10 protein-coding genes and 1 pseudogene are annotated in these 13,847 nt (G+C 34.4%); 6 read left to right on the plus strand and 5 right to left on the minus strand.

Translation table 11 applies throughout. From position 1 onward, the window contains the following. Nucleotides 1-22 precede the first annotated feature (22 nt). From ORL93_RS02220 to ORL93_RS02230, 3 genes are all read left to right on the plus strand, one after another. Nucleotides 23-349 (plus strand): antibiotic biosynthesis monooxygenase family protein, encoded by a 327-nt coding sequence (locus ORL93_RS02220; RefSeq protein ID WP_097795520.1) that lies wholly within the window; start codon nt 23-25, stop codon nt 347-349. Nucleotides 350-931: 582 nt separating this feature from the next. Beyond that, nucleotides 932-1,456, plus strand: a complete 525-nt coding sequence (locus tag ORL93_RS02225) for an RNA polymerase sigma factor (RefSeq protein WP_003198341.1) — start codon at nt 932-934, stop codon at nt 1,454-1,456. Beyond that, complete coding sequence (locus ORL93_RS02230; RefSeq protein ID WP_018765771.1) at nt 1,453-2,280, plus strand: SH3 domain-containing protein; 828 nt, start codon at nt 1,453-1,455, stop codon at nt 2,278-2,280. Before ORL93_RS02225 ends, ORL93_RS02230 begins: the two co-directional genes overlap by 4 nt. A gap of 11 nt (nt 2,281-2,291) precedes the next feature. Here the strand turns inward: ORL93_RS02230 and ORL93_RS02235 are convergent. Further along, nucleotides 2,292-4,071 (minus strand): annotated as a pseudogene (locus ORL93_RS02235) (peptidoglycan D,D-transpeptidase FtsI family protein). A gap of 144 nt (nt 4,072-4,215) precedes the next feature. Here ORL93_RS02235 and bla point away from each other — a divergent pair. From bla to ORL93_RS02250, 3 genes are all read left to right on the plus strand, one after another. Beyond that, a complete protein-coding gene (gene bla / locus ORL93_RS02240) occupies nt 4,216-5,004 on the plus strand; it encodes a subclass B1 metallo-beta-lactamase (protein WP_018765769.1) in 789 nt (262 codons plus the stop codon). Nucleotides 5,005-5,396: 392 nt separating this feature from the next. Further along, complete coding sequence (locus ORL93_RS02245; RefSeq protein WP_097795521.1) at nt 5,397-7,529, plus strand: peptidoglycan D,D-transpeptidase FtsI family protein; 2,133 nt, start codon at nt 5,397-5,399, stop codon at nt 7,527-7,529. 427 nt (nt 7,530-7,956) lie between these two features. Then, nucleotides 7,957-9,936 (plus strand): penicillin-binding transpeptidase domain-containing protein, encoded by a 1,980-nt coding sequence (locus ORL93_RS02250; protein ID WP_265958555.1) that lies wholly within the window; start codon nt 7,957-7,959, stop codon nt 9,934-9,936. Nucleotides 9,937-10,019: 83 nt separating this feature from the next. On the opposite strand, the gene lsrF is transcribed toward ORL93_RS02250, so the two are convergent. The 4 genes from lsrF to ORL93_RS02270 are packed head-to-tail and all read right to left on the minus strand — an operon-like array spanning nt 10,020 to nt 13,708. Continuing rightward, on the minus strand, nt 10,020-10,802 hold the full coding sequence (gene lsrF, locus ORL93_RS02255) for a 3-hydroxy-5-phosphonooxypentane-2,4-dione thiolase (RefSeq protein WP_003198352.1): 783 nt from the start codon (nt 10,800-10,802) through the stop codon (nt 10,020-10,022). Nucleotides 10,803-10,808: 6 nt separating this feature from the next. Continuing rightward, nucleotides 10,809-11,171, minus strand: a complete 363-nt coding sequence (locus ORL93_RS02260) for a cupin domain-containing protein (RefSeq protein WP_006095139.1) — start codon at nt 11,169-11,171, stop codon at nt 10,809-10,811. A gap of 24 nt (nt 11,172-11,195) precedes the next feature. Further along, on the minus strand, nt 11,196-12,758 hold the full coding sequence (gene lsrK, locus ORL93_RS02265; protein ID WP_141556417.1) for an autoinducer-2 kinase: 1,563 nt from the start codon (nt 12,756-12,758) through the stop codon (nt 11,196-11,198). Beyond that, entirely contained in the window at nt 12,758-13,708 is a 951-nt protein-coding gene (locus ORL93_RS02270; protein WP_176524672.1) for a sugar-binding transcriptional regulator, read from the minus strand. The genes lsrK and ORL93_RS02270 overlap by 1 nt, the downstream gene beginning before the upstream one ends. Nucleotides 13,709-13,847 lie beyond the last annotated feature (139 nt).

Consider the following 13,847-nt stretch of genomic DNA (forward strand, 5'->3'; position numbering starts at 1 on the left):
GCATACAAAGGGAGTGGGATATATGTTTATCGAAACGAAAACAATTACAGTTAAAGAAGGAACTTCAGACCTTGTTGTTCAGCGTTTTTCTGGAGAAGGTATTATTGAAAAATTTGAAGGGTTTATCGACTTAAGTGTTCTTGTTAAAAAGGTGAGAAGAGGGGACGAAGAAGTCGTAGTTATGATTCGCTGGGAATCTGAAGAAGCATGGAAAAACTGGGAGACAAGTGAAGAGCATTTAGCAGGGCATAGAGCAAGTCGCGGAAAACCAAAACCGGATCATATTTTGAAATCGGAGCATGCGGTATATTATGTGAAATCATCGAAATCTGCTTATCAGCAGTCTTAATCAAAAAAGGAAATAAATTTTGTAAAATATAAGACATGGAGTGTCATAAAGTTTTTTAATATCAATGTTTTGTTTATAATATATGAAAAAAGTACATCACACATAGTGGTGTACTTTTTTATTCACTTGGTATGTGTAAATGTGTAAACAAACACGAATAATATTAAACATGTAAACAACATGAGAGAAAATCCTTTGGAGACTCAATCTTAACTTGCCGTTGATAGGGTATTACCAGTATTTTTGAAAAGATAAGTTAAGCTAAATAGACATGAAATGATAATTTTATCCACATATAGTGTGAATGTACATACCTCCACATGATACAACCTGTTGGACGGCAATGGTAGATTCTATACAAGGAATTGGATATATGAGCACTTGAAAAAGAGAAGCAATTCGTATGTCAAATGTTAAAAGATTGCATACAAGTATCTTGGGATTTTGATGACAGAACTCTTTCGTATGATTTTCAATAGAAAATGGAACAAAAGAAACTTTTATCTTGTCTATATAAGGGAGTCAATTATAAAACATGAGGAAAGGTGTTTATGCTTATGCAAATAAGCTTGAGGTGTTGAGATGGAACATAAGGTTATTGAAAATTGCAATCATGATGAAATTGATAATGTTATAAGAGAACATTGGCAAGACGTATGGAATTATTCATTCATTATTACAAAAGATACACATTTATCAGATGATATAACGCAAGAGGTGTTTATAAAAGTATTTAAAAAGTGGGATTCATTTCGGAATGAGTCCTCTGTTAAGACATGGTTATTAAAAATTACAAGGAATACAGCTTTAAATTATTTAAAGTCCTCCTATTTTAAGAGGATTTCTTTAGTAAGTTTTTTTCGACATGATAAGGAATATCCGTCAGCAGAAAAACAATTTTTACAAAAAGAAACTATGAATGAAGTTTGGGACACCGTATTAAATTTGCCCCAAAAACATCGTGAAGTATTAATACTAGATGCAAAATATGAATTATCTTATGATGAAATTGCTGAAACATTAGGCGTGTCTATTGGAACTGTGAAATCTAGGCTACATCGCGCTCGTGCACGAGTTTCAAAAATATTATCGGAGGATGAATTATGAACAATGATAGAAAGCCGGATTGGTATAAAGAATTAAAAGGTGGGCCTATGAAACAGCCTCAAGACGAAGAGGAATTTATTTATAAAATAAAACAATCTATATACCAAAATAGGGAGGAAGGTTTCCCTAAAATTAGAAGGCCATTTCGTATAAAGACATTCACTGTTGCAGCTGTTCTAGTTTTTACGGCTGTGCTGTTTAACTTTCAACAATTCTGGTTTGGAAAAAATGAACCGCCTGTGCAAAGTAGCACTCAAATTGAAGTTAAGATGAAAGATGAATCTAATCAAGATCAATCACTAAAACAATTTATGGATGAATTAAATCAAAACACAAGCTTAAAAAATAAGAACGATTTATATAGAGTATTGGATGAAGAATTTGTTTTTAAGGGAGAAAAGTATAGTAAAAATGAATGGAAGTTTGATGATGATATTTTTCATGATTTACAAGTAGCTCTTGCAATGGGGGGAGAATTTGTGAATGATACGAAAACATTATATAAGATACCAAGTGGATTGGCAGAAAGTAACCAAACGAAGCAAGAACGTTATTTATATGCTACTGTTGTTGGTGAAGAAACAAAAATTTTAACTCAACCAAAACATGATTCACGCGTTTTATATCGGGTATCTAACGAAACTGTAAAAGCATGGATTCCGGAGAAAGTGAAGAATGATGGATATATAAAAATAACTACAATGAATGGTTATACTGGCTACGTAAAAGAAGACCATGTATCAATAGATATCCAGTATTCTTTCATTTTTGAAAAACAAAATGATGGTATGTGGAAAATAAAGAGTATAGATTCTATATGGTAAAAGAGAAAGGTTCACTTTATTGAACCTTTCTCTTTATTTTTTATTCTCTTTTTGGAGAGTATCCCACTCCTTTAAAATTTCCGCTGCAACAAGTGCTGCACTATTTCTTTCAGAATTACCACCAGGAATAATGACAGAAATAGCAATATGCGGATTTTTAGTAGGGGCATATGAAATAAATAGAGAATGATTTATAACTTTCTCTTGTTCATTCGGCGAACTTGTTATTCCCGTTTTACCAGCAACGTCAAAGGGTAAGTTTTTAATTTCTTGTATGTTTTGACTCATTCCACTTTGTAAAACATTCCAGAATCTTGAAGGATAACGATTTGAACTTTCTAAAATTGGTTTAAATTCTTTTGTTTTTTTATCACCGTTTTCCATAATTGCATTCACGATTTGAGGTTTGTATTTGTCCCCTTTATTTGCAAGAGCAGCCGCATATTGAGCGAGTTGGAGAGTAGTGTGTACTTCATTTGCGCCCCAAGAAGCATTCAATAAAGCAGAAATCCCACTTTCAAAATTACTAGATGCATGTAACTTATATTGTCCTTCTTCTTCAAAGGGCAAATCAATCCCAGTTTTGGAGCGAAGACCGAATTGTTTTAAATAACTCGTCCACACGGTTGCCACTTTTTCTAAATTTCCATTATTTTGATTGAATAGTGGAATTGCTACTTTTGCTGTCATAAATGTATTTGATGAGTTAATGATAGCTTGACTCGGTGTAATTTCACCAGTTGGAGTTCCAGCAGCATTGGTGATGTTATTTTGATTATTATACTGAAAGCGACCTTTATCTAAATATGTATCTTCAGGCTGAAAAAGCTTTTCGTTTAACCCAATTAATATAGTAAGCGGTTTTATAGTTGATGCCATATTTACATAGGAATCACCATACTTTAATTTTTGGATTGTTTTATTTTGAGCAAGTAATTGGATGTTTTCTTTTTCAGACGATGATAAAGGAGTATTGAATATATTTGGATCAAAAACTGGCGAGTTAGCCATAGTTAATATTTCTCCTGTTTTAACATCTATCACCACAGCATAACCAGCAGTAGCATCAGGGGTTTTCTGAATTTGGGATCTTAGTGCTTTTTCAGTTTTTTGCTGAAGTTTATAGTCCAGTGCTAGCTGAATATCTTTTCCTCTTTGAGGACTTTGTATGTTCCATAAGAACTTTTTATTTTTTATTTTAAAAGTGAGAGTTTTTCCTGGTTTCCCTTTTAAATCGTTTTCATATTGAAGTTCAATTCCGTTTTTACCAACAGGAACATAATTAGAATCCGAGTTATTTTTTTCATAGTCAACATACCCAATTACTTGTGAAGCAATTTCATGATGTGGATAAACACGTATCCACTCATTTTTTACTTTTATATTTTTGAAGTTGTTTTCGTTTATAAATGCGAATTCTTTATCATTTAAGTTTGCATGTAATCGTATTTCATTTTTATCATGATGTTTACAAGATTTTTGTAATTGTGAATTTATATCATCTACTGAAATCTTATGGTTAAACTTGGATGAAAACTGATTTAGAAAATTTGATATCTTCGCTACTTCTTGATCGGCTGGACAATCAATATTATAGACATAATACAAAGATTTTACTTTTTTATTTGTGGCTAGTATGACTCCATTTTGGTCAATAATTTTTCCTCTTTCAGCTGCAGAAGTTTTGATAGTAAACGAAATAAAACTCGTTTTGAATAAAAACATCAAAATAACTCCTAAAATGAATGAAACTGCTAAAATTATCCACCTCTTTGATTTTTTATGTAACATAAAATCCTCCCTTACCCAGATTCTATTCTATATTAAAATTTATTATTTTTTTTGTAAATGTGGGAACAACTTTATCATTTGGATTGTCTATTAAGTGTAGTAGCGCTTTTAGAGAAGTAAGCTGCTAGGAAAGGAGCAATGAAAATGAAAAAGAAACTGATATTAAAAGTAGGTCTATGCGCAAGTATATTAGGGATTAGCCAATTTGCCAGTTCAATATTTCCAGTACAAGCTGCCGAAAAAGTAGAGCAAATAAAAAATAAAGATCAAGAGAAAGATGTATCCATTTCACAATTGTATCCAAAGGTCTGGATGCATACAAGCATTGGAGTGGTAAATGGAACACGTATTCCTGCAAATGGTTTAATTCTTGAAACGTCTAAAGGACTAGTACTAATTGATACACCTTGGAATGATGATCTTACAGATCAACTGCTTCAAATACTAAAAAAGCAATTTCCTACAAAAGAGGTCACAGAAGCAATTGTGACTCATGCTCATGACGATCGTATAGGAGGAATTAAAACGCTGACTAAAAAAGGCGTCAAGGTACACAGTACGGCTTTAACTGCTGATTTAGCAGAGAAACAAGGTTTTGATAAGCCTCTTGGAGACTTGAAGAAACGCGATAATATGCGATTTGGTGATATAAACGTGGAAACATTTTATCCAGGAAAAGGACATACACAAGATAACATAACAGTATGGTTACCAAAGTATAAAATCCTATTTGGAGGATGTTTAATAAAATCACTAGATACGCAAGAGATTGTACAAACTCCAGGTTCATATGTATCTAATTGGTCAAAGGCAATTAAAAAAGTAGAAAAGAAATACAGCGATATAAATATTATTGTACCAGGACATGGAGATCCCGGAGATAGTCGTTTATTTACTCATACGTTGAACTTGTTAAAAAATAATGAAAATTAATAGGGTGTGACGGCCACGTAATATAGAGGAATAGCCTAATTTTTGTTTTAGATATATTAATAAAAAATAAGGGGAACTGCTTATGATTGAATGCAGTTTCTCTTATTATTTATCCCGCATTAACGGGTAGTAAGCCCCTCGGCTTAAGAGGCAGAGAGAAACGAGGAAGAGAGGTGAGGGCTAACCATCAGTGAGGGATGAAGAAAACGCCCACTGATGGAAGTTTCACTTTATGTAAATAGAGGAACGATTCCATTTTCATCTATTCAATTCATTAATTGAATGAACCGCTACCTTTTAGTTTTCTTTGTATAAAGATCGAATAACACATATGCGTGAATTTGTATATGAAACTGTAATCTGAATGAAACTCATTAAAAAATGGAGGATATATGAAAAAGCAAACAGGAAAGAAGCAGAAGACATCGATATCTATCCGATTAAACATCCTATTTTTCTGCGTATTTATACTATTTTCGGCTATTATTTTTCAGCTAGGAAAAGTACAAATTGTTGATGGAGAGACCTATAAAAATCAAGTAGAAAAAAATGAAAATGCAACAACGAGTATACCAGTTCCCCGTGGGAAAATTTATGATCGAGAAGGGAAACAGGTTGTTGATAATAGAGCACTTCGTACGATTACGTATACAAGATTGAAGGGTGTAAGCTCTGAAGACATTTTAAAAACTGCAAAAGATATTGCAAATATACTTGAAATATCAGAAGAAGAAATAAATAAATTAACGGAAGTAGATAAAAAAGATTTTTGGATGCAATTAAATAAAAAGCGTGCTAAAGCAAAGATCACGAAGCAAGAAGAGGAAAAATTTAGAGAAAAGGGTATAGAAGGGAAAGAGTTAGACAAAAGAATCGAAGAGTTAAGACGAAAACGCATTACAGAAGAAGAATTAGGAGAGCTCACGCCACAAGACTTACAAGTGTTAGTTATTAAAAGTAAAATGAGTTCTGGTTATCAAATGACACCACAAGTTATAAAAAAAGACGTGACAGAGCAAGAGTATACGAGGATAAGTGAAAATTTAGCGAAATTTCCAGGGATAGATGCGACAGTTGATTGGGAACGAAACTATGTAAATGGTGATTTATTCCGTTCGGTATTAGGTAATATAACAAGTGCTGAAGAAGGGTTGCCAAAAGAACACTTAGATTCTTATTTGGTCCGCGGATATAATCGGAACGATCGCGTGGGGAAAAGTTATATTGAACAGCGATATGAAGATGTATTACATGGAACAAAAGAAGAAGTTAAAAATAATATTGATAAAGCAGGAAATGTTGTTCAAACGGAAACAGTCTCTAAAGGAAAAAGTGGTAACAATTTAACTTTAACAATTGATATGGAGTTACAAAAGAAAGTAGAAGAAAGTATAGAAAAAAATTTAAAAGCTTTTAAGAGTTCTGAACCATTAATGGATCGTGCTTTTGTTGTCATGATGGATCCAAAAACTGGACAACTTTTATCTATGGCTGGTAAGAGATTTGTAGAAAAAGATGGGAAAGTAGAAGTAGAAGATTTTGCATTAGGTAACATGGTAACTTCTTATGAGTTAGGATCAGCTGTAAAAGGTGCTACTTTATTAACTGGATACCAAACAGGAGCTATACAACCAGGGACTCAATTTTATGATGCACCTATGAAGTTTAAAGGTACGAGAGTTAAAAAATCATGGAATGTATCTGGATTTGGGAATATTAATGATTTAAGAGCTTTACAAGTATCATCTAATGTATACATGTTTCATACAGCGTTACAAATAGCTGGAGTGAATTATGTACCAAATAGTTCATTGGATATTAAACAAGCAGCATTTGATACAATGCGTTATTATTTTAAACAATTTGGTTTAGGGGTTCCAACAGGAATTAATTTACCGAATGAAATAACTGGACAAACAAGACAAAAAGATAGCCAACCTGGATTTTTATTAGATTTTTCTATTGGACAGTATGATACGTATACACCACTACAATTGGCACAATATATTTCAACTATTGCGAATGATGGATACCGAATGCAACCTCAAATTGTCCAAGAGATTCGAGAACAAACAACAAAAAAAGAAGAAATTGGAAAAGTTGTACAATCTATAGAACCTGTTGTGTTAAATCGAGTGGATGTGAAATCGGAATATATTGATCGAGTAAAAGAAGGGTTTAGATGGGTATTTCAAGAAGGCGATGGAACTGGTGTGAAATATTTCCAAAAGGCTCCGTATAAACCAGCTGGGAAAACAGGAACAGCTCAAACAGTATATGGAGGAGATAGTAAAATTGGAAGGAATGAGAAGGGAGAACGTATTGAGTGTTACAATTTAACATTAGTTGGATATGCTCCATATGATAATCCAGAAATAGCATTTTCTGTAGTAGTCCCTTGGGTTCACAATGATAAAGGCGGTATTAATTCATTAATTGGAAAGGATATATTAGATATATACTTTGACTTGAAAAAGCAACGTATGAATGGTGAAGCTACTAATATAGTGAATCCTAATCAGTAATAGTGAAATTTCGTTCTCTGTAGGGAAGGTAATGATTACTAGGATCCAAGTTATATTGTTTATCCAGTTATTCGCGGGCAGTAAGACTCTCACCTCAAATTTCGGCGAAAGCAAACAAGTTTAGGTGGGACTCAATTGTCTGTAAAAGCCTGGTTAGAGCGGGCTTATTAAGGTTGTACTTTATATTAAGAAGCTTTTTGAATAAAAGAATTAAGGTGAATTTGTGGAATAGCAGCTAGTATAGTTGCTATTTCACAGGTTTTTAATCATAACTTTGTTACCAAGATATAGAACATTATTAAATCTCAGGTTCATATTAATCAGTAGAAAACGAGCGGATGTACACTATTTATAGCAAGTTACTCATGTAAAAAGGATTATAAGAATTATTTAAGCTATTTTGATTTATTTAAAGGAGAAGTTTGAATTGAAAAAAATATGGATACTACTTTTCTTTTGTTTCACATTTATATTGGTAGGATGCAATAAAGGTGAAACTTCAGAACAAGCATTTGAAGCATATATAAAATTATGGAATGACAAAAAATTTGCAGATATGTATGATCAACTGTCAAAACACGCAAAAGAATCCATTTCAAAAAAAGAATTTACAGAGAAAAATGAAAAAATTTACGAAGGTATTGGAGTTGAGAATTTAAAAATTAAAAGAGAGAAAGTAAGTAAAGATGAAACGGAAAGTAAGGTCATTCTTTTTACCGTAAGTATGGATACTGCAGGAGGAGAAATTTCTTTTTCACATGAAGCAACACTTGTGAAAGAAAAAGATGGAGATAAGAAATCCTGGAAAATAAATTGGACCCCAGACTTTATCTTTCCAGGGATGAAAAAAAATTATAAAGTCCGTCTGCAGACAGAGCAAGGAAAACGCGGTGAAATATATGATCGAAATGGAAAAGGGCTTGTAGTGAATGGAAAGGCAACTGAGGTTGGAATTATTCCAGAAAAATTAGGAGATACTGCAACACAAACGAAAGAAATAATAGCGCAATTACTTAATATGTCTATCGAAGAAGTCGATCAGAAGCTTACAGCGAAATGGATTAAACCAGATTCCTATGTACCAATTGGTATTTTACCAGAAGGACGAACACAAAGTGATTATATTTCGTTGGAAGGTGTTTCGTCTCGTCCAGTAAAAGTCCGTACATATCCATTAGGAGAAGCGGCAGCACACTTAACGGGATATATAGGAGAAGTAAATGCAGAAGAGTTAAAATTGCTTCAGAAAAAAGGATATCAAGCGGATGATTTAGTAGGTAAGACAGGATTAGAAAAAGTCTTAGAAAATAAATTGCGCGGTGAAAAGGGTGGACGCGTATTTATGGAAGATGAGAACGGAAAAGAGATTAAAAACTTAGCAAAAACAGAAGCAAGAGATGGAGAGAATGTTACATTAACAATCGATGCCTCAATTCAAAAAAAAATCTATAATGAAATGAAAAATGAAGCAGGATCTAGTGCAGCGATTAATCCAAAAACGGGTGAAACAATTGCCCTTGTAAGTAGTCCAGCTTATAATCCAAATATAATAGTTAGAGGGGCATCAAAAGCGCAACGTGAAGTATGGAATAATGATTTGAAAAATCCAATGATAAACCGTTTCACACAGGCAGTTGTACCAGGATCTGTATTTAAAACAATTACAGGGGCAATTGGTTTGGAAGCAAACGTTATAAATCCAACGGAAGAGTTTAAAATTGAAGGATTAAAGTGGACAAAAGATTCATCATGGGGAAATTATTATGTAACACGTGTGAAAGATGCTAGTCCGATTGATTTCGATAAGGCAATGAAGTACTCTGACAATATTTATTTTGCACAACAAGCTTTAAAAATAGGAAAAGATCAGTATGAAAGCATGCTTAAGAAGTTCGGATTTCATGAAAAATTGCCGATTGAATACGAATTTCCTATGTCAATCATTGCAAAAGATGGGATAAAAAACGATATTCAACTGGCAGATACAGGATACGGTCAAGGACAAGTATTAATGACACCTCTTCATTTAGCTTTAACATATGCACCGATTGTAAATGAAGGGAATATTCCATCTCCACATCTGATACAAAAAGAAGTGAAGAATTGGAAAGAGAATGTGATTTCTAAAGAAAGTCAAAGAATATTAAAAAGTGCGTTAATAAAAGTAATTAATGATTCCGATGGTGCCGGGAAAATTGCTAGGATTGATGATATGACTCTTGCTGGTAAAACAGGTACGGCAGAACTAAAAGAATCAAAAGAAGCAGATGGAAAAGAACTCGGATGGTTTGCAGCTTTCGATGCAAATGCGCCAGATATGATTGTTACAATGATGATTGAAGATGTGAAAGGAAGAGGGGGTAGTAATGTTCCAGGTGAAAAAATAAAACATATTTTTCAGAAGTGATACTTAGATTTTATCATTAAAAAGAACCCTTTTAATAAAGAGGGTTCTTTTTTAAGTAAAAATACATTATTTAATCAACTAATTTAATTTTTTACTTCATCATACAACTCTAGCCCTTCTTTCACATTCAAGCCATTTTTGACGATGCCATGAATCGCTTGAATCATCGCAGCTGGATGTTCTGACTGCCAAATATTTCGTCCCATATCAACTCCAATCGCACCCTCTTGCAATGCTTGGTATGTAATTGTTAAAGCGTCTTCGATCGAATCTAATTTTGGGCCACCTGCAATGACGACTGGGGCAGGGCATGTGCTCGTAATTTTTTCAAATCCTTCGCAGTAATACGTTTTAATAATATCAGCACCCATCTCCACACATACACGCGATGCAAGTGCTAAAAAGCGTGCTTCTCGTTTTTGTAGTTCTTTTGCAACGGCCGTAATACCGAGAACAGGTAAACCGTAATCATGAGCCTCGGAAACTACGTTTGCTAGATTTGAAACAGTTTGTGTTTCATATTCTGAACCGACAAAAACAGATACACCAACTCCGACTACATTTTGCCGCAGTGCTTCTTTAATTGGTGTAACAATGGTCTCGTTTGCTAAATCTTTACCAACGACAGTTGGACCGCCTGAAACACGTAAAACCATTGGTGTTTTGCAGTCTTTAGGAATGCAGGAATTGAGTACACCCCTTGTTAAAAAGAGAGAATCTGTATAGGGAAGTAAGTTTTTTACTGTTTCTAATGGTTGTTCTAATCCATGAATTGGACCTAAAAAGTAACCGTGATCAATTGCTAACATAACTGCTTTTCCATCAGGCAGAATCGTATTTAATCGATTTTGAAATCCCCAAGTCATTGTGAATCACTCCTTCGTTAAATTTGGATTTTCTGTTTGTACAGTATCTTTTTCTTGTAAATGTGGTGACTTAATAAAAACAGCTTTAAAGATTTGATCTGAGTGGTTAATAAGATAGTGAGATTCATGAGGGCGAACTTGCAAGACGTCACCTTGTTTTACAGGAACTCTTTCATTATCAATATAGAAATCAATTTCACCTTCTAGGGCATAAAAAATTTCTTCGCATGTAGTATGATAATGATTTTGAAACTCTTGCCCAGGCTGAATGACTACAATGCCAAGGTCAATGTTAGGGCCCTTTATTAAATATTTTGGGCCGTTGTTACCAAAGCGATAGGAGAAATCCTCTTCATTTACTTTGAGCATATTGTTCACTCCTTTATGAATGTGTTACAGTGCACCTGGTGCAATCCACATATGTGATGTGAAGCCTTCATCCGCTAGCGGGAGTTGTTTTTCATAAACAGATTTCCACGTTTGATAGAAATTTTGATATAATTTATAATTTTCAGCATTCGGTTCATAGGTGCTTTCCCACTTTACAAATTCCTGAGAGATTGTTTCCATAGAGTCATATATTCCGGCACCAACTCCTGCCGCAATTGCTGTTCCTAAGGCGGCCGCTTCTTTTACAACTGGTACTTTAACAGAAATTCCGAGAACATCCGCAACAATTTGGGGCCAGAGCTTGCCTTTGGCAGCACCCCCAGCAAATATCACTTCAGAAGGGAACTTTCCTGTTAATGATTCTATTAATTTTAAATTTCCAAGTGTTATAAATGCAGCATTTTCTTCGAGTGCACGGAACAGTTCTTTCTTTCCGCATTTATTAGCATCTAAGCTTAAATTAATGAAAGAAGGTGCGGCATGGCGCCATGAAATGTAGTTCATTACATTTGAAAATATAGGAATAATGCCATATGATCCGACTGGCACATGTTTTGCTTGTTCCTCTAATAATTCATAAGCATCTACACCTAGTTTAGTAGCAAGTTCTTGTTCTTCTTGGCAAAAACCATCTCGAAACCATCTCATCACAAGCCCAGGGAAAAAAGCGATTGTTTCATATTGCCAAAGTGTAGGGATAGCGTGGCAATTGACGCGAATACGAGCATTTGAATCTGTTTTTGGACTTGTTATATTTACTTCTTGTTGCCAAAAGCTCCCTCCGCAAATAAATGTTTGTTCAGGATGTACGACTCCCGAACCGAGTGAAGCCATCTGGGCATCTCCGCCCCCAGCAACTACCGGTGTTCCTACATGTAAACCTGTTAGTTCTGCACTTTGTTTTGTGATATTACCAATAACTGTCCCCGCTTCATTTACATTTGGAGAAAATGATAAGTTTAGACGGCATTGCTCAGCAATCGAATTATCCCAAGTTCTATTTTCTAAATCAAAAATACCAGATGTACATCCATTGGAAGGGTCTATTTGTAATACCCCGCACAATTTATATAAAATCCAATCGTTTAACATTGTAAAGGAATAGATTTTATCATATATATCAGGTTGATGTTTTTGAATCCAAAGTAGCCTAGGCAGAGCGCCAAGTGCAAAAGTTTGCCCTGATTTCATATATAAATCTTCTTCAAGATAGGAGCGGATCTGTTTTAATTGACTTACTTCAGAAGAAGCACGGCCATCAACGTTCGCACATGCCCATATTTCTTGCCCACTTTTATCATATAAAACAAATCCTTCGCGCATACTTGTTGCACTAATCCCTTTAATAGAAGAAGGGGATATGTTGCTTTTTTGAAGTACATCTTTTGTGCATTCTTGAACGAGTTTCCAATTCTCTATCACATCAAAATTCATAGAACCAGGATAACGAGAGTCGGGTTTATGAACCCACTCTTTTTGACTCACAGCAAGCTGATTTCCTTGTAAATCGAAAAGGACGGCCCTGATACTACCAGTACCCGCGTCATAAGCTAATAGAGAAGACATTATGATTCACCTTCCTTTCTTAATAGGGAGAGTGCTGTGTCCTCATCGGTAATTAATGTATGAATGAATCTACCTTTTAAGGCTCCGTAAATTGCATCTATTTTTTCTTCACCGCCAGCTACACCGACTACGTGTTTCATCTTTTGAAGAGCTGAAAGAGGTGTACCAATTAGGCGGTCGTGATGGGGAAGTTCTAGTAATTCTCCATGTGTATTATAAAATTGTCCTAGAATATCTCCGGCACCATTTTGACTTCGTATATAGGTCATTTCACGAAGCGTTAATTTTTCTTCTTTTACAATGGTTGCATCATGAGATAAACCACCAATACCAACTATTGCTGTATTAGCAAGTGAAGCGACATGTAGCATATCTTTAACGGCTGGTTCGGAAAGGATACTTTGTGCCATTTCGGTTGTGGATGCTAAAAATGGCGTAGGAATGATATGAAGTTCGCCTTGCATGTGATTGAGATAGTTTTGTTTTCTAGGAAGGTAATGATTTACACCACCTGTAAGAGTAACGATTGAAAGTTGTATAGATGCTTCAAAATGGATGTTTTCTAACATTTTTGATATCGTTTCCCCCCAACCAATGCCGAGTAAATCTCCTTGTTGTAAATATGTTTCTACATATTGCGCTGCAGCTTTCCCTAAAGAAGAAGGGGAATTTTCCATTAGCGTAGGGATAATAAAAGAGTCTTTTAAATGAAATCTTTTAATTAGTTCACGTTCAATGCTTAAGCAATGTAAACCCGTACCTTTTACATGAAATGTAACGACACCTTCAGCTCGAGCTTTATCTAATAACCGAACGACCTTATTTCGTGAAATGTGAAGCAAAGAAGCGATTTCCTGCTGCGTTAAATGATCTTTATAGTAATACCAGGCTACTTTTGTTAACAAATTTTCTTCAAAGTTCAACTGTGACATTCTCTTCATCCCTTTCAACAATTGACCGATGCTTAAACATATGTGCTTATTTTTTTGTTTATACCGATAGAAGTAGTAATTGTGTTCAAGAAAAATTTGTTCTAGATATGAAAAAAGGGATATACAATGCTACAAAACAAGTAGAACAAAAAATCAT

Source organism: Bacillus sp. DHT2 (assembly GCF_026241455.1).
Taxonomy (GTDB): domain Bacteria; phylum Bacillota; class Bacilli; order Bacillales; family Bacillaceae_G; genus Bacillus_A; species Bacillus_A pseudomycoides.